Below are 26,255 nucleotides of genomic sequence, written 5' to 3'. Positions count from 1 at the left end.
CCCGGACAAACGAAGACTGTCGGGAAACCCCCAAAAGAACGGCACGGGGGGAGGGACGGGCATGCGAGGTCATCAGGGATGCGCAACTGGAGCCCAGAGGGCCGGCATCCATCTCACGGCGGCCAGACGGTTCCCGGGAGTGTGGGCGCGCATCAGATCGCTACTCGCTCCACACGTCTCAGCGACTGCCGCCCGTCCGTGGCCGGGCACAAGCCGCCCATGCTCTCTCGCGCGCCTCATCGGCGGCGGCCGACGGCCGTCCGTGGCCAGGCATAAAGCCGCACACGCTCCCCAGCGCTCCGCACGCCTCGGCGACCGACCCCCGCCTGTGGCCGGGCAAAAGCCGCCCAAGCTCCCCAGCGCTCCGCACGTCTCGGCGGCGAACGGCCGTCTGTGGCTGGGCATAAGACGCCCACCTCCCCGGAGCTTCTCACCGACGGCGTCCGACTGCCGTCCGTGGCCGGGCATAAGCCCGCCCAAGCTCTCCGGCGCGCCTCATCGACGGCGGCCGACCGTCGACTGGGGTCAAAAGACGGCTGGCAGCGGGTATGCCGTCGTGGAATGCGGTCTGGGCGAGTGGGCGGACGAAAAGGCCGGCAGATTGCCCCCGTTTGGGCGTGTTTGGTCCTGTGTTTGTGGTGCGGAGGTCGCTCTGACCCCTTCACAGCTCGGCATGGGCGCTGTTTGGAACCTTCAGACACAGATGGGCGACACCTTCGCCCGCATGGGAAGGCACGCAGGCGTCGGGGGTGGCTTGTGCCCGGCCACAGACAGGCGGCGGTCGCCTTCCACGCGAGGTGCGCAGGCATCGTGGGCGGTTTGTGGCCGGCCACAGACGGGCGGCAGCCGCCCGCAACCCGAGGCACGCAGGTGGCTGGGCGGCCTGTGGCCCGGCCACAGACGGGCGGCGGTCGCCTTCGACGCGAGGTGCGCAGGTGGCGTGGGCGGTTTGTGACCAGCCACGGACGGACGGCAGTCGCCGAGACGTGTGGAGCGAGTAGCGATCTGATGCGCGCCCACGCTCCCGGGAGCCGTCTGGCCGCCGCGAGGGGGATGCTGGCCTCCTGGGCTCCAGTTCCGCATCCCTGATGACCTCGCATGCCCGCTCCTCCCCCCGTGCCGTTCTTTTGGGGGTTTCCCGACAGTCTTCGTATGTCCGGGGCGGGACGGTCGGTCAAGAGTGGAGCGCAGCGACATCGCGTAGCGACGCGACGAAGGAGCGCTCTTGAGGGGCCGGCCCGAACCGGAGAGACGATGAGACTGACGGGAAGCCCCCATACCTTCTCTGATCCCGGATCACTGGACACCGGTCACCGAACCCCCGGCCTACCCCCTCATCCCGCCAACCGGGCCCACCCCCTCACCCCCGCCCCAGCACCACCGTCCCCGATGAGCAGAACCAGCCGCCCGTGCCCGAGGCCAGGGCTACCTCCGGGAGGCGGCCGCCGCGTTTGGTGACCTGGCGGTCCGGGCCCGCCTCGCCGCGGAGTTGGCGGACCGCCTCGACCAGGAGGAACAGGCCGCGCATCCCCGGGTGGCAGGCGGAGAGGCCGCCGCCGTCCGTGTTGACCGGCAGTTCCCCCTCCCGCAGCAGGCGGCCCTTCTCCACGAAGGCGCCGCCCTCGCCCTTCGCGCAGAAGCCGAGGTCCTCCAGGGTCACCAGGGTCATGTACGTGAAGGCGTCGTAGATCTCGGCGAGGTCCACGTCGGCCGGGGTGAGGCCGGCCCGTTCGAAGGCCTGGCGGCCGGAGACCGCCGCCGGGGACACCGTGAAGTCCTCCCATTCCGACATGGTGGTGTGGGATACGGAGGTCCCCGCGCCCAGGATCCACACCGGCGCCTTCGCGGTGTCCGGCACGTAGTCCTCCGCCGCCAGGAGGACCGCGCAGCCGCCGTCGGAGCGGATGCAGCAGTGCAGCTTGGTGAAGGGGTCGGCGATCATCTCGCCGGACAGCACTTCGTCCACGGTCAGCGGGTCCCGGAACATCGCGTCGGGGTTGCTGGCCGCGTTGGCGCGGGCCTGGACGGCCACCGAGGCGAGCTGCTCCAGGGTCGTCCCGTACTCGTGCATGTGGCGGCGCGCGGCCATCGCGTACTTGGAGACCAGCGTGTGCCCGTACGGGACCTCGAACTGCAGTGGTCCGCGCGCCCCGAAGGAGAGGTTCGAGGTGCGGCGCCGGGCCTTGATGTCGGCGCGGGCGGTGGATCCGTAGACGAGCAGGACGGCGTTGGCGTGTCCGGCCGCGATGGCGTCGGCGGCGTGGGCCGCCATGACTTCCCAGGTGGAGCCGCCGACGGAGGTGGAGTCGACCCAGGTGGGGCGCAGGCCCAGGTACTCGGCCACCTCCGCCGGGGCGAGGATGCCGAGGCCGGCCGAGGCGAAGCCGTCGATGACTGAGCGGTCCAGGCCGGAGTCGGCGAGGGCCCGGCGGGCGGCCTGGGCGTGCAGGGCGTAGGGGGTCGGGCCGTCCACCCGGCCGCAGTCCGAGAGGGCGACGCCGACGACGGCGACCCTGCGGCGGGGAGGGGAGGGGGGTCGAGGCATGAAGGGGACGGTACAACTGACGTACCGTCAGACGCTACCCCGCTCCGCCCCCTGTGCATCTCACCCTCCCCGCCCTAACATGACGGCCCGTCAGATACGGGGAGGAGCCCGACGATGGACGCCGCCTTCACCGCGGAGCAGGACGAGATACGCCGCACCCTGCGCGAGATCCTGGGCAAACGCTGCGGCCCGGACGAGGTCAAGGCCGCCGTCCGGACCGCCGCCGGACACGACCGTGAGCTGTGGGAGCAGCTCTCCCGCCGGCTCGGCCTGCCGGGCCTCGCCATCGCCGAGGAGTACGGCGGCGTCGGCTGCGCCCCCGCCGACCTGGCGCTGGCCTGCGAGGAGACCGGACGGGTGCTGCTGCCCTCGCCGCTGCTGGCCACCGCCACGCTCGCCGCCCCCCTGATCGCCGCCCTCGGTACCGCCGCCCAGCGGTCCGCCCTGCTGCCCGCGCTCGCGGCCGGCGAGGTGACCGCGGCGCTCGCCGTTCCCGGCCCGGCCCTGGCCGCCGCCCTCGCGCTGACCGGCGACAACGCCGCCGGTGAATGGGCCGGCGGGGGCCGCGCAGGCGGGGTGCAGGCCCGCGCCGCCGACGCGGCGGCGGGCGGTGGCTGGCGGCTGTACGGGGAGGTCGCCCAGGTGCTCGACGGGCACAGCGCGGGCCTGCTCCTCGTCGCCGCGCACACCGGCGGGTTCGCCCGCAGCCGGACCCTGCTGTTCCTCGTACGGGAGGACGCGCCCGGCCTCGTACGGGCCCGGCAGACGACCCTCGACGAGACGCGGCCGCAGGGGTGCGTCCAACTGCGCGACACTCCTGCCGAGTTGCTCGGCGAGGAAGGGGCCGACGTACTCCCCGCCCTCGCCGCGACCGGACGTACGGCCGCCACCGCCCTCGCCGCCGAGGCGGTCGGCGCGGCCGCCCAGGCGCTGGCCCGCACCGTGGAGTACGTACGGCAGCGGGAGCAGTTCGGCCGCGCCATCGGCTCCTTCCAGGCGGTCAAGCACCGCCTGGCCGACCTCTACGTACAGGTCCAGGCGGCCCGCTCCGCCGCCTACTACGCCGTCTGGGACCCGGAGCAGGGCGGCCTCGCCCTCGCCCAGGCCCTCGAGGCGCTACGGCTGACCGCGGGCGAGGCCATCCAGCTGCACGGCGGCATCGGCTTCACCTGGGAGCACGACGCGCACCTCTACTTCAAGCGGGCGGCGGCCGACGAGCTGCTGTTCGGCCCGGTCCACCGGCTGCGGGCGCACGCCGCGCAACAGGCGGGCCTGTTCGTCTCCGCCCCCATGCCCCGCACGGCACCCGAGAAGGCGGCCGTCTGATGGCTCCACCCGGCATCAAACTCATGCAGAAGGTCTCCTCGACCCTGCTGTTCGCGAAGATCGCACCGCACGTCATCCCCGCGATGGACAAGGCGGTGCACAGGCTGACCCGCGGGAAAGTGCTGCTCAGCGCCCGGATGCTGCCCGGTGTGATCCTCACCGCCAGGGGCGCCAAGAGCGGCGAACCGCGCACCACGCCGCTCGCCTGCATGCCGGAGGACGGCGGCAGCAGCTGGCTGCTGATCGGCTCCAACTTCGGCCGTCCCGGGCATCCCGCCTGGACGGGGAACCTGCTCAAGCACCCGGACGCCGACGTGAGTTGGCAGGGGCGGGACATCGCTGTACGGGCCCGGCTGCTGGCGGGGGAGGAACGTGCGGTGGCGTGGCAGGCGGCACTGAAGTTCTGGCCGCCGTACGCGACGTACCAGGCGCGCGTCGAGCGCGAGATCAGGTTGTTCCGCCTGGAGCGACGCTGATCGCAGGGGTGCGGAACGGATGCGGAGCGGGTGCGGGAACGGACGCGGAGCGGCTGCGGAACGCGTGCGGGCGGGCGAGGGCGGGTGAGGAACGGCGGACCCTCTCCAGGGTCCGCCGTTACTTGGTCGGCTTCTTCCCCGTGATGCCCAGGTGGACGAGCAGCGCCAGGTTCGGCTTGAGCTCGGCCTGCTTGACGCCCCAGGTCGTGAAGCCCTTCTGGTGCGAGGCGACCGCGGCCAGCATCGCGACCAGCGAGCCCGCCATGGCCGCCGGGCTGAGGTCCTTGTCGACCTTGCCCTTGGCCTGGAGTTCCTTCATCGACTCCGTAAGGGAGTTGGTGACGGAGTTCAGGATCTTCATGCGGATCTTGTAGAAGCGCTTGTCGCCCTCGGCCGCGCCGAGGTCGACGACCCGCAGGATCGCGTCGTTGCGCCGCCAGAACTCCAGGAATCCCTCGACGAGTTCCTCGGCGGCGGCCCAGCCGGCCTTGCCGACCCAGTTGCGTCCTTCCACGAGCGCTGTCAACTGCGCGCCCTCCATCGCCATTTCCTCGGCGATCTCCAGGACGGCGCCCTCGACGTCCGGGAAGTACTGGTAGAAGGTCGCGGGGGAGGTGCCGGCCTTGCGGGCGACGTCGATCACCTTGACGTCGCGGTACGGCGAGGAGCTGAGCATCTCGCTGAGGCAGTCGAGCAGCTTCTGCCGCGTCGCCTGGCCGCGCCGGCCGGCGACACGCCCGTCGACGGTGCGTACTTGTCCTGTCATGCCGTCAGCTTACCGAGGGGGGATGGGCGCGCTATTCGGCCGCCTGCAAATGGGGTGACGCGGCCACCGACCTGGGCGGGAGCGGCGCGGGAGGGGTGCGGGAGGGGTGCGCCGGCGGCCTCGGCGGCGGATTCCGGCCGGGGGCGGCCCGGGGTACCGGGCCGGTACGAGTCCCCTCGTATCGTGGCGTATCCCCCGAATAGTCTTATCAACAGGCTGTGGACAAGTTATCGGGCGGACTATGGCTGAGAGGTGTGAAAACAGCCTGAAGCAGAGCAAAACCCCGCACAAGGGAAGGACCCGGTTCATGGCCGCATTCGCGGAAGGATCGCCCTGCTGGGTCGACGCCTCGCTCCCGGACGTCGAAGCGGGCAAGCGCTTCTACGGTGAGCTCTTCGGGTGGACCTTCGCGGACAGCGCGGGCCCCGAGTACGGGAGCTACACCCAGGCCTACAGCCGCGGCCGCAACGTCGCCGCTCTCGCCCCCAAGCCCGACGGCCGCATGCCCACCGTTTGGGGCGTGTACCTGTACACCACCGACGCCTACGCCTGCGCCGCCCGCATCCGCGCCGCCGGCGGCCAGATGGTCATGGACCCGCAGCCCGTCGGCCCCTACGGCACGGCCGCGATGGCCGCCGACCCCGGCGGGGCCGTCTTCGGCCTCTGGCAGCCCGGCACCCACCACGGCTTCGACGCCCAGCAGGAGCCGTACACGTACTGCTGGGCGGAGGTCTACACGCGGGCCCGCGACGCGGTCGACGTGTTCTACGCCAACGTCTTCGGCTACGTACCGCAGGACCAGGACGAAGGGGACACCGGCATCGAGTACCGCCTGTGGTCGCCGCCCGGCAGCAAGCCCGGCAGCGACACCGCCGTCCTGGGGCGCAGCCTGATCACCTCCGCCTTCCCGGAGATCATGCCCGCGCATTTCCTCGTCTACTTCGCCGTCCCGGACTGCGACCAGAGCGTCGCGACGGTGCGGCGGATCGGCGGCCGGGTCACCGCCGATCCCTTCGACACGCAGTACGGGCGGATCGCCGTCGTCGCCGACAATCAGGGTGCCGTCTTCGGCCTGCTCTCGGAGCCACGTGTGAAAGCCCACCCTGAGCCGGGGCCGGACCAGTCGCGGGCCTGACAGAATCGGGCTTGCGCGACTCCGGGCGGCGCCCGGAGAGCCGCCGCACGGAATGGAACGCCGCACGGGCCGACCGACCACCGTGCCGGTGGTCCGCGCATCGGTGGAAGCGGGTCCGGCAGGGGCCCGTACGGGGAGGTGTGGAGGCGAGTGGTGGAGCAGCTGACGCAGCACGACCCGAGACGGATCGGCCCCTTCGAGGTGCTGGCCCGGCTCGGCGCCGGCGGCATGGGGCTGGTCTATCTCGCGCGGTCGGCGTCCGGACGCAGGGTCGCGATCAAGACGGTGCGGACGGAACTCGCCGAGGACCAGCTCTTCCGGGTGCGCTTCACCCGCGAGGTGGAGGCGGCGCGCGCCGTGTCCGGCTTCTACACCGCGGCCGTCGTCGACGCCGACCCGCGCGCAGCCGTGCCGTGGCTGGCCACCGCGTACGTCCCGGCGCCCTCCCTGGAGGAGATCGTCAACGAGTGCGGGCCCATGCCCGCCCAGGCCGTACGGTGGCTCGCGGCCGGAATCGCCGAGGCGCTCCAGTCCATCCACGGCGCGGGCCTGGTCCACCGCGACCTGAAGCCGTCCAACGTGCTCGTCGTCGAGGACGGCCCGCGCGTCATCGACTTCGGCATCGCGAGCGGCGTCTCCAACACCCGCCTGACCATGACGAACGTCGCCGTCGGCACCCCCGCCTACATGTCGCCCGAGCAGGCGAAGGACTCGCGCAGCGTCAAGGGCGCCAGCGACGTCTTCTCCCTCGGCTCGACCCTCGTCTTCGCCGCGACCGGGCACCCGCCGTACCACGGCGCGAACCCGGTCGAGACGGTGTTCATGCTGCTGCGGGAGGGTCCCAACCTGGAGGGGCTCCCGGACGAGCTGCGGCCGCTGATCGACTCCTGCATGCAGATGGACGCCACCCGGCGCCCGACCCCGGCCGACCTCCAGGCGCAGCTCGCCCCCCACCTCTTCGACGGCGGTGACGACAGCGGGACCGCCTCGGCGTGGCTGCCGGAGCGGGCCGTCGCGATGATCGAGGCCCGGCGAGCGGGGCACCGTACGGCCGCCCCCGTGGTCCCGGCTCCGGCTCCGGCTCCGGCACGGGCGCCGGCCCCGGCCCCCGTACCGGGCCCCGGCCACCGGTCGGGGCCGCCGTCCGCGGCGGCCACGCACCGCCACCAGCGTGGCGCCGCCGACCCCTGGGCGGACCCGCGGACCGGCCAGGCGGCCCCGCCGCGCCCCGCCCGCCCCCCGGTGCCCTCGCTGCCCGGCGCCCCCGTCCGGCTCGGCGGCTCCCCGGTGCCGATCGGGCCGGGCCCGCGCGCGACGGCCTCGGCGCCGGCCGCGTCCGTGGCCTGCGATTCGGCGACGGGCTGGGTCCGGCCGCCGACGGGCGCCGCCGCGGCCCTGGTCCCGCCCGCATCCTCGCCCTCGCCCTCGCCCTCGGCCGTCGTCCCCGGCCCCGGCCCGTCTCCCGACAGCGGTCGCTGGCGGCCATGGCGCTTCCGCATGTCCAACGAGGTCTGGGGCACCCCGACCGTCGCCGGCGACCTGCTCTACGTCACCTCCTTCGAGGTGCACGCCCTGGACGTCGGCAGCGGCCGCCGCCAGTTCAAGACGCGGGACGTCGCCTGGTCCATGGCGGTCTCCGACGGCCGCATCCACGCCTCCGACGGGCCCTCCCTCTACGCGCTCGACGCCTCCGACGGCTCCGAGCGGTGGCGGCTGTCCACCGACGCCTGGGTGTACGCGGTGCGCGCCGACCGGGGCACCGTCGTCACCGCCACGCGCGGGGGCGGCGTACAGGGCTGGGAAGCGGCCACCGGCCAGAAGCTGTGGGAACTGACCGGCGCCCAGTGCGACTTCGAGACCCCGGAGGCGGCCCCCGTCCTGCACGAGGGCACCGTCTACGTCTGGCAGGACGCCCGGCTGCGCGCGCTCGACGCCCGCTCCGGCCAGGAAGCCTGGTCCTACCCGGTCGGCGACGCGGCTTCCTGCGGCAACGTTCCCGTACGCGTCACCCCGGCCCCGGACGGCAACGTCTACGTGTCGGCCGGCACCCGGGTCCTGTCCGTCGACCGGGCCTCGGGCCGGGTCCGCTGGCACTTCGAGGCCCCGGCCGTGTTCCTGGCACCCCCGGCCTTCGCACCGGGCGCGGCCGTCACGGGCGGCGGCGTCTACCTGGCCGACTACCTCGGCACCGTCTACGCCCTGGACGCGGCCACCGGCAAGGACCGCTGGCGCATCGCCACCGAACCGCGGCCCTCGGGAGACCCGGTGCTGGTGGCCAACGGCAACGTCCACCTCGGCGCGGGCAGCGCGCTCTACACGCTCGACGCGGTCACCGGCACCCCGAAGTGGCGGTTCGCGGCGGGCGGCGAGATCACCGGCTCCCCGGCGGTCGCGGACGGCCGCGTCCACTTCGGCTCCGCCGACCACTGCCTCTACACCCTGGACGCGGCAGGCGGCCAGCTCCGCTGGAAACTGGCCACGGGCGGCGAGATCACCGGCGCCCCGGTGGCGGAGGCGGGCGTGGTCTACGCGTGCAGCAAGGACCGCTGCGTCTACGCCCTGGACGCGGCCAAGGGCACGGGCACCCGTACCCCTTCCTGACGCGCCGCTCGCACGGCTCGGCCGCGAGCGGCCTCCCCGGCTTCGCGCCGCTGCGCCGGACTCCGTCCGTCGGATGTGGCCCGGGGCGGGGATTCGCCCTGGCCGCCGGGCAGCCCCCACCTCAATCGCAGGCGGGGGCCACGGGGGCGCGAGGGTCAGCGGTCATGGAGCGACAACGCCGTCCAGCCCGGGGCCGAGCCGGAACGGGCCGGCTGCCCAGTCGGCGGTGACTTCGTCCTGGCAGACGACGAGCAGGAGGGCCGGACACGCGTACTTCGCCTTCAGGTACGACAGGTAGTACGACCAGCTGACCGCCTTGTCCGGATCCCGGCGGCCCTGCGCCTCGATGGCGAGCAGGAAGCCGCCGGCGCCGCTGTCCGGCACGATCCGAAGGACGCTGTCCACCCGCCGTTCCGTTCCAGGGGGCGGATCTCCTTGAATCCTCCCCTCCCAGAAGGGAGGGGATTCCTCACCATTCAGGGCTAATCGGGGATTTCTAGCTCACGCTGCCAGATGGGGCAGCGCCCCGTCTGGTCTTACGCGATCAGCACTAGCCGGGTTGAGACCAGCCCGGACCAGCATCACGCGGGCGGAGTTCTTATCCCTGGGGGATACGGCTCCGCACGCGATGCAGGCGTAGGTTCGTTCTGAGAGAGGTAGTGCGTGCTTGGTTCTCGCTCCGCACTGCGCACAGTCCATGGTGGTGTGCGCGGGGTGTACCAGGTGCACGGTCCGTCCGTGCTTGCGGCCCATCTCGATCAGGGCCGTCTTGGTGGCGCTGATGGCCGCGTCGGCGGCCTTGCGGGCCATGGTCGTCTTGGAGAGGAACTTCGGGCGGAAGTCCTCGACCGCCACGGCGTCGTGATCGCGGACTACGGACTTGGCCCACTTGCGGCCAGTGTCCTGGCGTTGCCGGGCGACCTTCTTGTGCAGCTTCGCGGTCTGCCGTTTCGCGTGCCGGTAGCCGTTCGACCCTGCCTTGCCCTTCGGTGGCTTGCGCCGGGCCATCATCCGCTGGTAACGCGCGAGGCCGGCAGCGGCCTTCTTGCTGTGCTCGGGGTGCGGGAGGTCGTGGGCGTCGCTGGTGGTGGTCGCAGTCTCCCTCACGCCCCAGTCCACGCCGATCACCGCGCCGGTTTCCGAAAGCGGCTCGACCTCGGCGGGGATGACGAACGAGCAGTACCAGTGCCCGAGACTGTCCTGATAGACACGCACGCTGGACGGGTCGGCCGGGAGGTCCCGCGACCACACCACCGTCAGGGCGATACCGCCCGCCAGGTACAGGCGGCCGTCCTTCAACCGAAAGCCGCGCTTCGTGTAGTTGAGCGACGGCAGCGCTTCCCGCTTCTTCTTCCACTTCGGCATCCCGGCCCGCTGCCGCATCGGCAACCGGTCCTTGATGTCCTTCTGCGCCTTGGCGCGGGACTTCCCGAAATCCCGGATCAACTGCTGCTGCGGAACCGAGGACCCTTCGCGAAGCCAAGTGTTCCCGGTGCGGGCTTCGGTCAACATCTTGTCGAGCTGCGCCGGACCACACGTGCGCTTGTCCTCGCCTTCGGGCCGGTCCTTGTTCCAGACATGGGTCTGTTTTGACTTCGCGCAGCACTCGTTCCACACCCAGCGGCACCGGTCCCACTCCGCCATCAGGGCGGCGAGAGCGGTAGACGACACACGGACACGGAACGTCCACCGGGCGTACCCGGCATCCCCCGCCATTGGTGTCGTTGCCACCCCAACAACCTATTCCCGACCACTGACAACAGCCCAAAGGGCAGGTCAGACCAGATACGAACCGAGCTCCGACGCTCCGTGTCTCCGCCCCAAGGACCCATTCCTTCCCGGCCTGAAGGCCGAGGCCTCCTGGGAGAAATCAGGTGACCACGCCCGAATCCAAGACTGTGTCGGCACGTGCCGCTGACATATGCGATCAACTCACCCGATCGAGCGACCGAGGCGCTTCAGGGCCCCGCTGCGGGGCGGATCTGGCGCGGAGTGACAGGATGGACCCCATGAGCAACGTTTACTTCGACATCAACATCAACGGCGAGGCCGCCGGCCGCATCGTCTTCAACCTCTTCGACGACGTCGTCCCGAAGACCGCGAAGAACTTCCGCGAGCTCGCCACCGGCGAGCACGGCTACGGCTACGCGGGTTCGCCGTTCCACCGCGTCATCCCGGAATTCATGCTGCAGGGTGGTGACTTCACCAACCAGAACGGCACCGGCGGCAAGAGCATCTACGGCGAGAAGTTCGCCGACGAGAACTTCCAGCTGCAGCACGACCGCCCGTTCCTGCTGTCGATGGCGAACGCCGGCCGCAACACCAACGGCTCGCAGTTCTTCATCACCACCGTCCCGACCCCGTGGCTCGACGGCAAGCACGTCGTGTTCGGCGAGGTCGTCGAGGGCTCGGACCTGGTCCAGAAGATCGAGAAGCTGGGCTCCCGGTCCGGCGCCACCAGCGCCAAGATCGAGATCGCGGCCTCGGGTGTCGTCGACGCTGCCTGACCCCCATCACCGTGCCGGTCGGCCCCGCCCCCTTCCCGGGGGCCGGGGCCGCCGCCGTTTCGCCGCCTACGCTGGCCCGTTACGTGTGGTTCTTGGGCGGGGGCGGCGGCCGGGAGTCGTTCGGGTAGGTGGGTGGGGCCGGTTCTGGGCCGGGCGGGGGTTCGGTGGCCGCGTGGCGGCCGGGGCGGCGGGTGGGGCGGCCGCGCATCACTGCCGCGGCGAGGAGGAGGAGCGCGCCGGCGCCGAAGGCGTTGGCCACGCCGTCACCGATGCCCTGGCCGTCGCCGCCGACCGAGAGGCCTCCCGCGGCCTGGCCCTGGCGGATCATCCAGAGGACGGCGAAGCCGAGGACCACGACCCCCGCCAGTGCCATCAGCAGGCGGGAACGGAGCACGATCGCGACCAGGGTGAGCAGGGCCGCGACGAGGAACGGCAGCAGGATCGACCCCATCAGGGCGGCCTTCTGGTCGGTGATCCCGGTGCCGGTGAAGAGGTCCTCGATGCGGTAGTCGCGGCCGTGCCGGCCCTCGTACCAGGCACGGAAGGGGCTCCAGACGGCGGCTGCCGCCCCGATCAGGCCCAGCAGCGAGCCGAATACGTTGCGGATCATGCCTGTCCCTCCGACGTCGGGATCATGATCCCGACGCTACGCCGGGAGCCCGGCCCTCGCACGCCGGGCGGAGTCCGGCGCAGCAGTCCGAAGCCGGGGAGGCCCGCCGGGGCCGTGGCGTGCGAGGGGTGCATGGAGGGGCGGTCGCTACGCCGGGCCTCGGGTCCTCGCACGCCGGGCGGAGCGCGTCGAGGGGCGGACGCGGCGTGCCTGGTAGCGTGACGCGCCGTTTGTCACAGGGGAGGGTGGAAGGTCATGGGCACTGGACGTGGAGGCCGCATCAGACTTGCCGTGGTGCTCGTGGCGGTGGTGATGGCGCTCACCGGGTTCTCGTCGAGCGGCGGGAGCGGCGGGGGCAGCAGCGGTGGCAGTGGGAAGAGCAAGAGCAAGAGCAGCAGTGGGGGCGGGTGCTCCAGCTCGAAGAGCAGCAAGAGCAACAGCAAGAGCAAGAACAGCTACAACGGCAGCAGCGGCAACGGTGGGGCGACCGCCTCGCCCACGCCGACCAGCGACCCCGCCACCGCCGTCGTGACCTCCTGTGTCGGCGCCTCCAAGCCGTCCACCACCATCGACGTCACCTCCCGCCTCGCCCGGAAGGCGACCTTCGAGGTGGTGCTGTACCGCGAGCGCGCCGACGGCGGCCTCGTCGAGTCGGCCACCGGGCAGGTGACCCTGGAGGCGAACGCGACCCGCAGCCTGGTCATCGACATGAAAGCCCCGCAGCGCGCCGGCGACGTGAAGAACTGCCGGATCAGCAGGGTCTCCGTCGTGGGCTCCGCGACCTCGACCTCCAGCCCGAGCCCCACCCAGACCGGCTCCGGCCCCACCTCCACCTCGAAGCCCAAGGCCACGCCCGCGCCCACCAAGACCCGCCCCCGCAGCTGATCAGCGCAGCCGGAACCGCGTTCCCGCCCGCCGGGAGCCGAAGAGGTCCGCCTGCCGTTCCGGTGGCAGGTTGCCGAGCGCGATCAGCGCCGGGGCCTGGTCCAGGGCCTGCTGGAGCGCGGCGCGCTTCGCGGACCACAGGGCCCGTACGGTGCCCTGTACGGCGTCCGTCGGGTAGCCGGCCAGCGTGTGCGCCGAGCGCAGGGCCGCCGCGAGCAGTTCCCCGGGTTCGGCCAGTTCGGAGACGAGGCCGGTCTCGTGGGCCCGCTGCGCGGAGAGCCGTTCCGCCGTGCCCATCAGGGACATCCGGGCGACCTCGCCGAAGGGCATCCGCTGTGCCATGTACACGGCCTCGTAGGCGCTGACCATCCCGTACGTGGTGTGCGGGTCGAAGTACGTGGCGGTGGTGGAGGAGACGATGAACTCCGACTCGCCCAGCAGGTAGAAGGCGCCGCCGCACGCCATGCCGTTCACGGCGGCGATCACCGGCTTCCACAGGTCGTTGGCCTTCGGGCCGATCGCGACCAGCGGGTCGTCGACCGAGTACGGGGACGCGGGCTGGGGGACTTCCGTGCTCCGGTCGATGCCGGTGCAGAAGGCGGCCGTGCCCGCGCCCGTCAGCACCACCGCCCGGACGTGCTCGTCGTAGCGGAATTCCCGCCAGGCGGACGCCAGTGCGGCGGCCGTGGTCAGGTCGATCGCGTTGTGGCGGTGCTCCCGGTCCAGGGTGACCACCGCGACCCCGGTGTCCTTGTCCTTCTCCACCCGCAGGGTCATGACCGCTCCAGCAGCCAGCGCGGCACGGTCATCCCGCCGGTCTCGGTGAACGTCACCCGCACCCGGGCGCCGATGCGCAGCCGGGCCGGGTCCACGGAGTTCAGCGGGGCGTCGGCTGAGGTCACGAGGTTCCCGGCCAGCCGGATGTGCGGGGCGTCCGCCAGCTCGACGAGGATCACGTTGTACGGGGCTTGCGCGGCGTACGCGGGCAGCAGCGGCGGGTGGGGCCGGACGTACGACCAGATGCGACCGCGGCCGCTCATCAGGCGCCAGTCGCAGGAGAACGACTGGCAGTGCGGGCAGCAGGGGCGGGGCGGGAAGCGCAGCCGGTCGCAGGCGGTGCAGGCCTGGACGCGGAGTTCGCCCTGGGCGGCGTACTCCCAGAAGGGGGCGCCGTCCTCGTCGGGGACGGGGAGGAGGAGTGGTTCCTGGGCCGGGGTCATGGGGCGGCTCCTCACGCTCGAAGCAGGATCGCGGACGTCGGGACGCCCTCGCCCGCCGTCACCAGGCAGGTCGCGGCGTCCGGGATCTGGGCGGTGGAGGTGCCGCGCAGCTGCTTGACGCCCTCGTTGATCAGGTTGAAGCCGTGCACGTAGGCCTCCGAGAGGCCTCCGCCGCCGGTGTTGATCGGCAGCCGGCCGCCCCGCTCCAGGGCGCCGCCCTCGGTGAAGGCGGCGCCCTCGCCGCGCCCGCAGAAGCCGTAGCCCTCCAGGGAGAGCGGGATGAGCGGGGTGAAGGCGTCGTAGATCTGGGCGACGTCCACGTCCTGCGGCCCGAAGTCGGCCTGCTTCCACAGGTGGCGGGCGGCGGTCCAGGCGGGGCCGGACAGCGGGTCGTCGTTCCAGTAGTTGACCATCCCGTGGTGCTGCGCGGGCAGGCCCTGCGCGACGGAGTGGACGTACACGGGCTTCTGGCGGCAGTCGCGGGCGCGCTCGGCGGAGACGATGACGCAGGCCAGGGCCCCGTCCGTCTCCAGGCAGTTGTCGAAGAGGCAGAGCGGGTCGCTGATCACGCGGGAGGTCATGTACATCTCGCGGGTCAGCGGGCGCTCGTACATCATGGCGGCCGGGTTCTCGTTGGCCCGGTTGCGGCAGGCCATGGCGACGTTGAAGAGGTGGTCGCGGGTGGCCCCGTACTCGTGCATGTAGCGGCGCGCCAGCATGCCGATCTCGTCGGCGGGGCGCAGCAGGCCGAAGGGGCGGGTCCACTGGCCGGGGGTGGGCAGCTGCACGGTGGTGTTCTTCCAGGGGCGCGGGCCGGAGCCGCGCTTGCGGGAACGCCAGGCGACGCCGACGGAGGCCTGGCCGGTGGCGACGGCGGCGGCGAGGTGGCCGACGGTGGCGCAGGAGCCGCCGCCGCCGTAGCCGACCTTGGAGAAGAAGGTGACATCGCCCGCGCCGATGGCCTTGGCGACCTCGACCTCGTCCGTCTCCTCCATCGTGTACGAGGCGAAGGCGTCGACCTCGGAGGGCGCGATGCCGGCGTCGGCGAGTGCGGCGAGGATGGCGCGGCAGGCCAATTCCCGCTCTGATTGGGGGAGTTGTTTGGCGAAGGGGGTCTGGCCGATGCCGACGATTGCCGTAGCGTCCTTGAGCGTTGCCGCCATCGCCACCTCCGGGGGGTGCGTGCGTCGCCAGTACTGACAGCCGCGAAGGCTACAGCTAATCTGACGGTTAGTCAGCTACCGGTACCGGTATCCGGATCGCAGGGAGGGGCGCGCGATGGACGAGGGCGGCCAGGACGACGACAGGCGGGGCGCCGGACAGGTCACCGGCGACCCCCGTGGGGACCTGCGGTGGGGCAGCATCGGCGGGCTCGTGCGGGACGCCGCCGACCGGTACGCCGGGCGCGAGGCCGTCGTCGACGGGCGGGTCCGGGTCAGCTACGCCCAGCTCGGCGAACGCGTCGAGCGCGCCGCCGCCGCGTGCGTCGCCGCCGGGGTCGAGCCGGGCGACCGGGTCGCCGTCTGGGCCCCCAACACCCTGGAGTGGATCGTCTCCGCCCTAGGAGCCGTCTCGGCGGGCGCCGTCCTCGTCCCCCTCAACACCCGCTTCAAGGGCGCGGAGGCGGCGTACGTCCTCCAGCGCAGCCGGGCCAGGCTGCTCTTCATCACCGGCACCTTCCTCGGCACCTCCTACGTCGCCTCCCTGCGCCGCGCCGCTGCCGGGCACGCCGACGGCCCCGGCGCCGGGCGGCCGCTGCCGGGACTGCCGCACCTGGAGCAGGTCGTGGTCCTCGCCGAGGACGCCCCCGAGGCCTTCCGCACCTGGAAGGACTTCCTGGCGGGCGGGGACTCCGTACCGGCCGGCGCCGTACGCGCCCGCGCCGACGCCGTCCGGCCCGACGCGCCGTCCGACATCATCTTCACCTCCGGCACCACCGGCAGCCCCAAGGGCGCCGTCATCACCCACGCCCAGTCCCTGCGCTGCTACGACGTGTGGAGCGAGCTCGCCGGACTGCGCGAGGGCGACCGCTACCTCATCGTGAACCCGTTCTTCCACACCTTCGGCTACAAGGCCGGGATCATCGCCTGCCTGATGCGCGGGGCCACGATGGTGCCGCAGCCCGTCTTCAACGTGGACACCGTCCTCGCCAACATCGCGGCCGAGCGGATCTCCGTACTCCCGGGGCCGCCCACCCTCCACCAGTCCCTCCTCGACCACCCGCAGCGCGCCCACCACGACCTGTCCGCCCTGCGCCTGGTCGTCACCGGCGCGGCCGTGGTGCCGCTCCGGCTCGTCGAGCGGCTGCGCACCGAGCTGCGCATCGCCACCGTGCTGACCGCCTACGGGCTCTCCGAGGCCGGCGGCATCGTCACGATGTGCCGCCGCGGCGACCCGCCGGAGGTCGTCTCGGCCACGTCGGGACGGGCCATCCCCGGCACGGAGGTGCGGATCACCGGACCGGAGGGCCGCCCGGAGCCGGTCGGCACCGCCGGCGAGGTCTGGGTCCGCGGCCACCACGTCATGTGCGGCTACTTCGAGGACCCGGCCGAAACCGCCCGGACGATCACCCCGGAGGGCTGGCTGCGCACCGGCGACGTCGGAGTGCTCGACGCGGACGGCAACCTCCGCATCACCGACCGGATCAAGGACATGTTCATCGTCGGCGGCTTCAACGCCTACCCCGCCGAGATCGAGCAACTCCTCGGCCTCCACCCGGACATCGCGGACGTCGCCGTGGTCGGCGTCCCCGACCCCCGGCTCGGCGAGGTCGGCAAGGCGTACGCGGTCCGGCGCCCCGGCTCCACCCTCACCGCCGACGACCTGATCGCCTGGTCCCGCCGGGAGATGGCCAACTACAAGGTCCCCCGGGTGGTGGAGTTCGTTCCGAGCCTCCCGCGCAACGCGAGCGGCAAGGTCCTGAAGACGGAACTCAGAGCGCGCCGCACCGACACTCCGGCGTGCGCAGGTGACTGCGATCAGCCGGGTTAGCCTGCACATGTGAGCTTGCAGCAAGCAGTTGTTCGAATTCGTCGGGTGTCCCGGGTGCGGGCCCGGGTCGGGGTCGGGGTCGCCGCCATCGTGGCGCTGGTCCTCGCGGCCGTCGTCCTGCTGCCCGGCGGGTCCGGCAGCGCCAAGGGGACCGGCGACGGAGACGACGGCGACGCCGACGCGGCGGCGCAGCCGGCGGCCGGGCTGACCGCCGCGCTCTCCGCGCCCTTCAGCGCCTTCACCGAGGGCTACGACTGCTACCGCATCCCCACCCTCACCACCACCAAGGACGGCCACCTGCTGGCCATCGCCGAGGCACGCACCGCGAGCTGCAACGACATCGGCGACATCGACCTCGTCATGAAGCGGTCCTCGGACAACGGCCGCACCTGGAGCCCGATGGAGGTCGTCCGCGGCGCGCACGACACCGGCGCCTACGGGAACCCCGTACCGGTCGTCGACTCCGCCTCCGGCCGGATCTCCCTCCTCTACGCCTACAGCACCTGGGCCCCGGGCGCCGACGGCGTCCGGGTGCGCGGCCCCCGCGAGCTGCGCCTGGCCCACAGCACCGACGACGGCGCGAGCTGGACCCCCCGGGCCAACCCGCAGCCGCACCTCAAGGGGGCGGACTGGGCCTGGGTCTCGGTCGGCCCCGGCCACGGCATCCAGCTGACCCCGACCCGCCCCGACCGGCCGGGCCGGATGGTCGTCACCGCCGACTACCGCACCGAGACCAACGAGTCCGGCGCCCAGCTCATCTACAGCGACGACGGCGGCCTGACCTGGAAGGCCGGCGCCCGCTGGGGCGCCCCCGAGGGCACGCCCGCGCCCAATGAGCCCGCCCTGACCCAGCTCCCCGACGGCCGGATCTACGTCAACGCCCGCTCCACCGTCACCTGCGGCACCGCCGACCACCGCGTCGCCGCCGTCATCGACGACCCGGCGGCGCCCGGCTTCCCGGAGCCCGGCTTCGTCCCCGTCACCGGGCTCACGGCTCCGCCCGCCTCCGGCTCGCTGCTGCAACTGCCCGGCGGCGGCCCGCTGCTGCTGTCCGCGCCGAGCCGCCCCGGCGCGGAGTTCTCCGACCGCTGGACCCTGGCCGTGCGCAGCTCGAGCGACAACGGCCGGACCTGGTCGGCCGGTGGCGCGGTGGTGCTGCGCGAGCGGGCCGGGTACTCGGACATGTCGGTGCTGCCGGGCGGCCGGATCGGGATGCTCTACGAGACCGCCAACGGCACCCCGCACGGTTACATCAAGTTCACCGCCTTCACCCCGCACGAACTGACGGCCGCCACCGAGGACCTCACCCCGCGCCGCACCGCCGACGCCACCCCGTACCGCAACCAGGCCGTCGTGCACGGCGCTCCGAAGTCCGGCAACCGGTCCGGCGGCGGCAAGACGATGCGCTTCGACGGCAAGGACGACTTCGTCCGCCTGATCAACTGCCCCGACGCGCTGCGGATCGGCGAGGGGGACTTCGCCGTCGCCACCTGGGTCAAGTACAAGACCCGTGGCCAGGACCGGGAGAGCGGCGCCCGTCAGCCGCTGATGTGGGGCTACGGGCAGGGTCCGGCCGTCCGGCAGTTCCGCGTCGAGGCCGATCCGGCGACGGGCCGCCTCGAAGGCACCGTCAACGCCGGGTGGGGCCCCGTCTCCGTGGTGTCGCGCAGCGCCGTCGACGACGACTCCTGGCACCACGTGGTCTTCCAGCGCCAGGGCAGCCGGCTCCAGCTGACCGTGGACGGCGGCCGGCCCGCCGTCACCGAGCTCACTCCCGACCAGATCGACTTCCAGCCCACCGGAGCCTTCACGATCCACCTCGGCACGCAGCCCGACTACAAGGCCTTCTACGCGGGCGCGCTGGACGACGTACGGATCTACGGGCGGGCGCTGTCCGACAACGACAGGGCGCGGCTGCGCAGCGGCAGCGACGTGACCGACCAGGAGCGGGTCCGGCTCCCCTTCGACAGCGTCAAGTGATCAGCCGGCCCGCCGGGCCAGCACCAGCCGCCAGCGCGGGCTGCCCTCCGTACGCCGCCCGAAGTGTTCCAGCGGGGCCGTCTCCACGGTGAACCCGGCGGCCGTCAGGTCAGCGCGGACCCCGCTCAGCGGGAACGTGCGGTAGTACATGACGAAGGGCGGCCGCCACACGGCGTTGCGCACCCGCATCACCGCGTCGAAGCCGGCCACCGCCCACCACGCGGGGGAGCTCACCGGGATCGGGGCGCCGATGGGGAAGGCGAAGAGGCCGCCGGGGCGCAGGGCGCGGTGCACGCCGGCGAAGAGGGCGGGCCGCTCGGCCGGGAGGAAGTGGCCGAAGGCTCCGAAGCTCACCGCCAGGTCGTACGAGTCCGCGAGCGCGTCCGCCACCTCGCCGGTCCGCAGCGCCAGCGCGTCGGCCCGTACGAGGTCCACTCCGTCGGGGCGCGTCCGCGCGGCCTCGGCCAGCATGCCCGCGCTGAGGTCGATCCCGGTGACGCGGCCGCGGCAGAGCCGTCGCAGCATCGGCAGGGCGGCGCCGGTGCCGCAGCAGACGTCGAGTCCGGAGCCGAAGGAGCCCTCGTACTGGGCGAGGGTCTCCTCGACGGCGTCGAGCATCCGGTCCGGGGTGCGGAAGGGCGTTAGGTCGAACTTGGGCGCGAGCAGGTCGTAGCCGTGCTCGACGGAGGAGAGCGCCTGGACGGCCAGTTCGCGCAGGCTCGGGCCCTGTGAGGTGAACACAACCCAAGCCTAGGGCTCCCGGACATGGGTGTGCGACGGCCGCGGTGGTCCCCCTCCTGGCCACCGCGGCCGCCGTTCCCCCGTGTTGCTCCCCCGTACGTGCCCCCCGTGCCCCCGTGCTTCCCCGCACGTCCCCCGTACGTTCCCCCGTACGACGTGCCGGGCCCGGCCGCGCTACGGAAGCGGGCTGGACGCGTGGTTGTCGAGTGTCACGATCTCTTCGCCGGCGGCCTGCTGGCCCAGCGGCTGCTCGGCCGGAGTCCCGGTCGGCGGGTCCAGAGGCTTGATCTCGACGCCCGAGGCGTGGTTGTCGAGCGGTCTGATGTCGCCGTCGTTCGGCAGAACGTTCTCGTTCGTCGTCATCGGATCTCCTGATGGAAAGTCGGGCCCGTTCGGCGATTCCCCCGCGGACCGCCGAACGGGTAGTCCTCTGTCGACCCGGGTGCCCCCCGACGCGCCGGGTCGATGCACCTATCGTGGCGCGGGGCGATAAACGAACGATGAACGCCTCGTTCATCGGACCCGAGCCGCGCGACGCCGCAGGTCAGGCGGCGATCTCCGACGCCAGCAGCGCCCGGACCTCGGCGAGTTCGGCGGAGCCGAGCTGGGCGAACACCGTCTCCGCGTCCAGCCAGCACGCCCGCGCCCGGTCGCTCTGCCCCAGCCGCAGCAGCGCCTTGCCCAGCACGGTCAGCACCGTGGCCCGGCGCCACTCCCCGCCGATCCCGCGCAGCGCGATGGCCTGCTCGGCGTGCTTGGCGGCCAGGGTGGGCCGCCGGGCCGCCAGGTGGGCTTCGGCGAGGCGGAAGTGCGTGACGCCCTCCCACAGGGGCTGGCGGTTGTCGTGGAACAGCGACAGTGCCTCGGCGAGCTGGGTCAGGGCCTCGGCGAGGCGGCCCGCCTGGGTGAGCGCGATGCCGAGTGCGTAGCGGCCGTTGGCCAGGCGCAGGGTCAGGCCCATCCGGTCGTAGACGGCGATGCCCTGGTGGGCGAGGTCGATGGCGCTGCCGAGGCGGCCCAGTTCGACGTGGATCCGGGAGAGGTTGCACAGGGCGCTGGCCTCGCCGATGCGGTTGCCGTCGGCCCGGAAGTTCTCGATGGCTTCCAGCAGGTAGCGCTCGCCGTCGGTGTGGCGCCCCTGGTAGAGGGCGATGATCCCGCGGTCGTTGGGCGCCCAGCAGCTCGGCAGCGGGTCGCAGGCCTCGTGGGCCAGCTCCATGGCCTGGCGGGCCTGGTCGTCGGCCTGGGCGAAGCGGCCCGCGAAGAGGTGGACCATGGTGAGGGTGGTGCGGGCGCGGCCCTCCGCCCGGGGGTCCTTCGCGGCACGCGCGGCCTCGCACAGGGTCAGGGCGGCCGACTCGTACTGCTTGGAGTTGGCCCCGGACTCGGAGAGGTCCTTGGCGGCCCACAGCAGGTCGACGGCCCGGCGCAGGACGTCGGCCCCACCTTCGACCGTGCTCCCGGTGGTGGTCCGTCCGGCGGCCTGCCGTACGCAGGCCAGCAGCGGGTCGGCCTCGACGAACAGCCAGTCCAGCGCGGCGCGCGGCTCGGCGAAGACGAGTCCGGGGTGGCGGGTGGCGGAGAGGTGGGCGGGGAGGCGGTCGCCGGGGCGTTCCAGCGCGTACACGCCGGAGGCGGTGGCCAGGTAGAAGTCCAGGAGCCGGTCCAGGGCGGCGTCGCGGTTGCTCTGCGGCTGCTCGTCGCGCTCGGCGCACGCACGTGCGTAGAGGCGTACGAGGTCGTGGAAGCGGTAGCGGCCGGCGGCGGCGGATTCGAGGAGGGAGCAGTCGACCAGAGCTTCGAGGAGGTCCTCGGTGTCGTGCTCGGGCAGGTCGAGGACGGCGGCTGCCGCGGAGAGGGAGATGTCGGGGCCGTCGGCGAGTCCGAGGAGGCGGAAGGCGCGCTGCTGGGCGGGCTCCAGCTGGCCGTAGCCCAGCTCGAAGGTGGCCTTGACGGCGAGGTCGCCGGCCTGGAGTTCGTCGAGGCGGCGGCGTTCGTCGGCGAGCTTCGCGGCGAGGACGGAGACGGTCCAGGTGCGGCGGGCGGCGAGCCGGGAGGCGGCGATGCGGATGGCGAGCGGCAGGAATCCGCAGGCGCCGACGACGTCGAGGGCGGCCTGGCGTTCGGCGCCGACCCGCTCGGCCCCCACGATCCGTGTGAACAGCTGCAGGGCCTCCTCGGGGCTCATCACGTCGAGGTCGACGAGATGGGCCCCGGCGAGGCCCGACATCCGGACCCGGCTGGTGACGAGGGCGGCGCAGCCCGCGGTGCCCGGCAGCAGGGGACGGACCTGGGCTGCGTCGCGGGCGTTGTCGAGCAGGACCAGGACGCGGCGGCCGTCGAGGATGGAGCGGTAGAGCGCGGCCCGCTCGGCGGGGGAGTCCGGGATCGCGCTGTCGGGGGTGCCGAGGGCGCGCAGGAAGGAGCCGAGGACGGCCACCGGCTCGGCGGGGCGGGGCTCGGTGCCCTGGAGGTCGACGTAGAGCTGCCCGTCGGGGAAGTGCGGACGGGCGGCGTGCGCGACGTGGACGGCGAGGGTGGTTTTGCCGACGCCGCCTATGCCGGCCAGCGCGGAGACGGCCATGACCTGGCCCCCCGCGCCGGCGAGGACCGCGCCGAGTTCGCTGACGAAGTAGGCGCGGCCGGTGAAGTCGGGGACCGTGGCGGGCAGTTGCGCCGGCCTGACCGGAGCGGGGGCGGCGGCCGGTACGGGGTCCTCGGCGCGGGCGAGTTCGGCGTCCGCGCACAGGATCCGCTGCTGGAGGGCGGCGAGTTCGGGGCGCGGGTCGACGCCGAGCTCGTCGGCGAGGAGGCGGCGGGTGTCGGCGTAGACGGCGAGGGCCTCGGCCTGGCGGCCACTGCGGTAGAGGGCGAGCATCAGCAGTTCGCGCAGCCGCTCGCGCAGCGGGTGGGCGGCGGTGAGCGCGGTGAGCTCGGAGACGGCTTCGGCGTGGTGGCCGACCTCGAGGTCGAGGTCGAGGCGGGTCTCCAGCAGCTGGAGGCGCCACTCGGAGAGCCGGGTGCGCTCGGTGTCGGCGTGCGGGCCGGGAACGCCGGCGAGCGGTTCGCCGTCCCACAGGTCCAGCGCGCGGGCGAGGAGCGTACGGGCGAGGGTGCGGTCGCCGCCGCTGCGGGCCCGGTCGGCGTCGGCGGCGAGGCTGCGGGCCACCCCGAGGTCGAGCACCTCGGGGTGGCGCAGCCGGATCGCGTAGCCGCCGGCGTCGGTGACGAGCAGGCCGGGGTCGAGCACCTTGCGCAGCCGGGAGGCGTACGTGCGGATGGTGGCGAGGGCCTGCTGCGGGGGGTCGTCGCCCCAGATGGCGTCGATGAGCTCGGGCGCGGTGGCGGTGCGGCCGTCGCGGAGCAGGAGCACGGCGAGCAGGGCGCGCTGCTGGGGGCTGCCGGAGGGCAGGGCCTCGCTGCCGCGCCAGGCGCGGATGGGGCCGAGGACGGCGAAGCGGTTGCCGGTGGGGGTGGGGGTGGGGGTCGAGATGGCCGTTCCGTGGTTGGGCGCGGCGGCGGTGGCGGTCGTGGCGGCGGTGGCGGTCGTCGGTTTGGGCGCGGGGGTTTTCGGTCCGGTGGAGGTCTTCGGGGCTGCCTCGGGGTGGTTCCGCTGGTGCGGGATGGCCGGTATGCCGTCCATCTGTCGTCCCCCCTGCCTTCCGTCGGTTTAAGGGTCAGTCTGCCCTGTCTTGCACGTACACGTCAGCCCGTAGCGGAGCCATCCGTACCGAAGTAGCTGACGGTTCGTCAGATCAGCGCTACGGTGTCGAACATGGAGACTTTCCCGAAGATCATCTCGGTGGACGACCACACGGTGGAGCCCCCTCACGTCTGGCGGGACCGCCTCCCGTCCAAGTACCGCGACATCGGCCCCCGGATCGTCCGCGCCCCCCTGAAGGAAATGACCTTCCTCGGCGGCAAGTTCGCCCCCGTCATGGGAGCCGAGGGCGACGACGGCCCGATCGGCGACTGGTGGGTGTACGAGGATCTGCACCGGCCGCTCACCCGCCTCGACACCGCGGTGGGGTACGACCGTGACGAGATCAAGCTGGAAGTCATCACCTACGAGCAGATGCGCCCGGGCTCCTTCTCGGTTCCCGACCGGCTCGCGGACATGGACGTCAACCACGTCCAGTCGGCGCTCTGCTTCCCCACCTTTCCGCGCTTTTGCGGTCAGACCTTCACCGAGGCCCAGGACCGCGAGCTCGGACTGCTCGGCGTACGGGCGTACAACGACTGGATGGTGGAGGAGTGGTGCGGCCCCGACGCGCGCGGCCGTCTGATCCCCCTGACCCTCATCCCCCTGTGGGACGCCCGGCTGGCCGCCGCGGAGGTACGCCGCAACGCGGCGCGGGGCGTGCGCGCGGTCGCCTTCTCCGAGATACCCCCGCACCTGGGGCTGCCCTCCGTCCACACCGACGCGTGGGACCCCTTCCTGGAGGCGTGCGACGAGACCGGGACGGTCATCGCCATGCACATCGGCTCGTCCTCCCGCATGCCGTCCACCTCGGCCGACGCCCCGCCGGCCGTCGGCTCCACCATCACCTTCGCCAACTGCTGCTTCTCGATGGTCGACTGGCTCATGAGCGGCAAGTTCGAACGCTTCCCGAACCTGAAGATCATGTACGCCGAGGGTCAGATCGGGTGGATCCCGTACATCCTGGAGCGCGCGAACGTGGTCTGGGAGGAGAACCGCGGCTGGGGCGGGGTCGCGGACAAGGTGCTGCGCCCGCCGTCCGAACTGTTCGCCGAGCACGTCTACGGCTGCTTCTTCGACGACGCGTTCGGCCTGAAGAACCTGGACGCGATCGGGGTGGGCAACGTCCTGTACGAGACGGACTACCCGCACTCGGACTCCACCTGGCCGAAGTCGCGCGAGGTGGGCGAGTCCCAGATGGGGCACCTGGCCGGGGACGTGGTGGAGCGCATCGTGCGCGGCAACGCCATCGAGCTGCTGGGGCTGACGCCCGAGGGGCTGTGGGCGGGAGCGTAGGGGAGCCGGGGGTGGGGGTGCAGGGGGCTGTGGCGGGGCGCGCAGGTGTGTGAGGGGCAGCCGTCAAACTCCGGCGGGCCGGAACCCACCCCATCGGAGCAGCGCATTCCGGTGTGCTTCCGGAAGCGGGCGAACCGCCGGGCGGGGTCCTGGACGGTGATCGTTTCCGCATGGTGCCCTCACCGCCATGAACATTCGCACGAAGCTCGCTCTCGCGACCGCCGTCACCGCCGCCCTCGCTCTCGCCGCCCCGCTGGCCGCCTCCGCGCAGCCGGCCCCGGAGGGGCCCGTACCGACGCCCGTGCCGCTGATCCAGTCGACGGACGCGGTACCAGGCCGGTACATCGTGACGCTGGACAAGGGCGTGGACGCGGCCGAGCTCGCCGCGAAGCTCAAGCTGAAGCCCTCGTTCGTCTACCGGTCCGCCCTGAACGGCTTCGCGGTTCCGCTCACCCCGCTCCAGCTCGACATCGTCCGGGTCAGCCTCGGGGTGAAGGTGGTGGAGGAGGACGCGACGGTCTCCGCCCTGCCGACCCCGGCCTCGCGGTCCGGGCTCCGGGGGCCGTCCTCGACGTGGGGCCTGGACCGGATCGACCAAAAGGCGCTGCCGCTGGACAACGGCTTCACCACCCAGGGCAACGGCGCCGGGGTGACCGCGTACATCCTCGACACCGGCATCGACTACAAGCACGCCGAGTTCGGTGGGCGTGCCACCTTCGGCTTCGACGCCATGGGCGACGGCAAGGCGGGGCTCGACTGCAACGGCCACGGCACGCACGTCGCGGGCACGGTCGCCGGCGCGACGTACGGCGTAGCCCGCAAGGCGAAGCTGGTCAGCGTCCGCGTGCTGGGCTGTGACGGCAAGGGGACGTGGTCGGGGATCATCGCCGGCATGGACTGGGTGGCCAAGAGCGCCAAGCAGCCCGCCGTCATGAACGCCTCCCTGGGCGGGGACAGGTCCGACGCCGTGAACAACGCCGCGACGGCCGTCTCCGACGCGGGCATCCTCCCGGTCGTCGCGGCCGGCAACTCCTCGGTCGACGCGTGCAACATCTCCCCGGCCTCCGCGCTGCGCGTGCTCACCGTCGGGGCGACCAACAGGTGGGACGAGGAGACCTCCTTCTCCAACTACGGGCCGTGCGTCTCGGTCTACGCCCCCGGCCAGGCCATCGTCTCGGCCAAGCTGGGCGGCGGCTCCATCGCCCTGGACGGCACGTCCATGGCCTCCCCGCACGTCGCGGGCGTCGCGGCGCTCTACAAGGCCGCCCACCCCACCGCGGGCCCCGCCGAGATCAATGAGTTCATCGACGACGAGTCCAGCAAGGACCTGCTGAACAGCATCAGCAACACCAGCCCGAACAAGCTGCTCTTCACCGGCGGCCTGTAGTTCCGGCGGGGGCCGGGGCGGGCCGGGTGGGCCCCGACGGGGGAGCCCACCCGCACACCACCCGCACGCCCAGCTCGCCCAACCCCCCC

The 26,255-nt window shown here is 72.6% G+C and carries 21 protein-coding genes; 10 read left to right on the top strand and 11 right to left on the bottom strand.

Annotation, left to right across the window (positions count from 1 at the left end; genetic code table 11):
- Positions 1–1,360: 1,360 nt before the first annotated feature.
- Entirely contained in the window at positions 1,361–2,545 is a 1,185-nt protein-coding gene (locus tag ACWDYJ_RS05005; RefSeq protein ID WP_451564061.1) for a thiolase C-terminal domain-containing protein, read from the bottom strand.
- 114 nt (positions 2,546–2,659) lie between these two features.
- On the opposite strand from ACWDYJ_RS05005, the gene ACWDYJ_RS05000 reads away from it, so the two are divergent.
- Complete coding sequence (locus ACWDYJ_RS05000; protein WP_451564060.1) at positions 2,660–3,871, top strand: acyl-CoA dehydrogenase family protein; 1,212 nt, start codon at positions 2,660–2,662, stop codon at positions 3,869–3,871.
- A complete protein-coding gene (locus ACWDYJ_RS04995) occupies positions 3,871–4,347 on the top strand; it encodes a nitroreductase family deazaflavin-dependent oxidoreductase (RefSeq protein WP_451564059.1) in 477 nt (158 codons plus the stop codon). Before ACWDYJ_RS05000 ends, ACWDYJ_RS04995 begins: the two co-directional genes overlap by 1 nt.
- 118 nt (positions 4,348–4,465) lie before the next feature.
- On the opposite strand, the gene ACWDYJ_RS04990 is transcribed toward ACWDYJ_RS04995, so the two are convergent.
- Positions 4,466–5,113 (bottom strand): TetR family transcriptional regulator, encoded by a 648-nt coding sequence (locus ACWDYJ_RS04990; RefSeq protein ID WP_451564058.1) that lies wholly within the window; start codon positions 5,111–5,113, stop codon positions 4,466–4,468.
- Between the two features lie 307 nt (positions 5,114–5,420).
- Here ACWDYJ_RS04990 and ACWDYJ_RS04985 point away from each other — a divergent pair, with 307 nt between their 5' ends.
- Together ACWDYJ_RS04985 and ACWDYJ_RS04980 are read left to right on the top strand one after the other, a co-directional pair.
- Complete coding sequence (locus ACWDYJ_RS04985) at positions 5,421–6,248, top strand: VOC family protein (protein ID WP_451564057.1); 828 nt, start codon at positions 5,421–5,423, stop codon at positions 6,246–6,248.
- 150 nt (positions 6,249–6,398) lie between these two features.
- Complete coding sequence (locus tag ACWDYJ_RS04980) at positions 6,399–8,849, top strand: outer membrane protein assembly factor BamB family protein (protein ID WP_451564056.1); 2,451 nt, start codon at positions 6,399–6,401, stop codon at positions 8,847–8,849.
- 162 nt (positions 8,850–9,011) lie between these two features.
- Here the strand turns inward: ACWDYJ_RS04980 and ACWDYJ_RS04975 are convergent, their stop codons facing one another.
- Both ACWDYJ_RS04975 and ACWDYJ_RS04970 read right to left on the bottom strand, forming a co-directional pair.
- On the bottom strand, positions 9,012–9,254 hold the full coding sequence (locus tag ACWDYJ_RS04975; RefSeq protein ID WP_451564055.1) for a hypothetical protein: 243 nt from the start codon (positions 9,252–9,254) through the stop codon (positions 9,012–9,014).
- Between the two features lie 96 nt (positions 9,255–9,350).
- A complete protein-coding gene (locus ACWDYJ_RS04970) occupies positions 9,351–10,565 on the bottom strand; it encodes an RNA-guided endonuclease InsQ/TnpB family protein (RefSeq protein ID WP_451564204.1) in 1,215 nt (404 codons plus the stop codon).
- Positions 10,566–10,858: 293 nt separating this feature from the next.
- Here ACWDYJ_RS04970 and ACWDYJ_RS04965 point away from each other — a divergent pair, with 293 nt between their 5' ends.
- Positions 10,859–11,356, top strand: coding sequence for a peptidylprolyl isomerase (locus ACWDYJ_RS04965; protein WP_451564054.1), 498 nt, complete (start codon positions 10,859–10,861; stop codon positions 11,354–11,356).
- Between the two features lie 79 nt (positions 11,357–11,435).
- On the opposite strand, the gene ACWDYJ_RS04960 is transcribed toward ACWDYJ_RS04965, so the two are convergent.
- Positions 11,436–11,966 carry a hypothetical protein gene (locus ACWDYJ_RS04960; RefSeq protein ID WP_451564053.1) on the bottom strand — a complete coding sequence of 177 codons (531 nt, stop codon included), beginning with the start codon at positions 11,964–11,966 and terminating at the stop codon, positions 11,436–11,438.
- A 255-nt stretch (positions 11,967–12,221) separates the two neighbouring features.
- On the opposite strand from ACWDYJ_RS04960, the gene ACWDYJ_RS04955 reads away from it, so the two are divergent.
- Complete coding sequence (locus ACWDYJ_RS04955) at positions 12,222–12,851, top strand: hypothetical protein (protein WP_451564052.1); 630 nt, start codon at positions 12,222–12,224, stop codon at positions 12,849–12,851.
- Here the strand turns inward: ACWDYJ_RS04955 and ACWDYJ_RS04950 are convergent, their stop codons facing one another.
- The 3 genes from ACWDYJ_RS04950 to ACWDYJ_RS04940 are packed head-to-tail and all read right to left on the bottom strand — an operon-like array spanning position 12,852 to position 15,234.
- Positions 12,852–13,628, bottom strand: a complete 777-nt coding sequence (locus ACWDYJ_RS04950) for an enoyl-CoA hydratase/isomerase family protein (RefSeq protein WP_451564051.1) — start codon at positions 13,626–13,628, stop codon at positions 12,852–12,854.
- The gene (locus ACWDYJ_RS04945; protein WP_451564050.1) at positions 13,625–14,071 is read right to left on the bottom strand and encodes a Zn-ribbon domain-containing OB-fold protein; all 447 of its coding nucleotides are present in this window, start codon (positions 14,069–14,071) and stop codon (positions 13,625–13,627) included. The genes ACWDYJ_RS04950 and ACWDYJ_RS04945 overlap by 4 nt, the downstream gene beginning before the upstream one ends.
- 11 nt (positions 14,072–14,082) lie before the next feature.
- Entirely contained in the window at positions 14,083–15,234 is a 1,152-nt protein-coding gene (locus ACWDYJ_RS04940; protein WP_451564049.1) for a lipid-transfer protein, read from the bottom strand.
- Between the two features lie 115 nt (positions 15,235–15,349).
- Here ACWDYJ_RS04940 and ACWDYJ_RS04935 point away from each other — a divergent pair, with 115 nt between their 5' ends.
- Together ACWDYJ_RS04935 and ACWDYJ_RS04930 are read left to right on the top strand one after the other, a co-directional pair.
- A complete protein-coding gene (locus tag ACWDYJ_RS04935) occupies positions 15,350–17,062 on the top strand; it encodes a FadD3 family acyl-CoA ligase (protein WP_451564048.1) in 1,713 nt (570 codons plus the stop codon).
- A 45-nt stretch (positions 17,063–17,107) separates the two neighbouring features.
- On the top strand, positions 17,108–19,042 hold the full coding sequence (locus tag ACWDYJ_RS04930) for an exo-alpha-sialidase (protein WP_451564047.1): 1,935 nt from the start codon (positions 17,108–17,110) through the stop codon (positions 19,040–19,042).
- Here ACWDYJ_RS04930 and ACWDYJ_RS04925 read toward each other — a convergent pair whose 3' ends face one another.
- The 3 genes from ACWDYJ_RS04925 to ACWDYJ_RS04915 form a co-directional block, all read right to left on the bottom strand.
- A complete protein-coding gene (locus ACWDYJ_RS04925; RefSeq protein WP_451564046.1) occupies positions 19,043–19,783 on the bottom strand; it encodes a class I SAM-dependent DNA methyltransferase in 741 nt (246 codons plus the stop codon). It abuts the gene before it with no gap.
- 174 nt (positions 19,784–19,957) lie between these two features.
- A complete protein-coding gene (locus ACWDYJ_RS04920; protein ID WP_451564045.1) occupies positions 19,958–20,146 on the bottom strand; it encodes a hypothetical protein in 189 nt (62 codons plus the stop codon).
- A 181-nt stretch (positions 20,147–20,327) separates the two neighbouring features.
- Complete coding sequence (locus tag ACWDYJ_RS04915) at positions 20,328–23,426, bottom strand: BTAD domain-containing putative transcriptional regulator (protein WP_451564044.1); 3,099 nt, start codon at positions 23,424–23,426, stop codon at positions 20,328–20,330.
- Positions 23,427–23,558: 132 nt separating this feature from the next.
- Here ACWDYJ_RS04915 and ACWDYJ_RS04910 point away from each other — a divergent pair, with 132 nt between their 5' ends.
- The gene (locus ACWDYJ_RS04910) at positions 23,559–24,779 is read left to right on the top strand and encodes an amidohydrolase family protein (RefSeq protein ID WP_451564043.1); all 1,221 of its coding nucleotides are present in this window, start codon (positions 23,559–23,561) and stop codon (positions 24,777–24,779) included.
- Positions 24,780–24,966: 187 nt separating this feature from the next.
- Positions 24,967–26,166, top strand: coding sequence for a S8 family serine peptidase (locus ACWDYJ_RS04905; protein ID WP_451564042.1), 1,200 nt, complete (start codon positions 24,967–24,969; stop codon positions 26,164–26,166).
- Positions 26,167–26,255 lie beyond the last annotated feature (89 nt).

It is taken from the genome of Streptomyces sp. NPDC003042, from assembly GCF_053591315.1.
The sequence above is the reverse complement of the archived record's forward strand: the minus strand, read 5'-3'. Positions and strand labels throughout refer to the sequence as shown.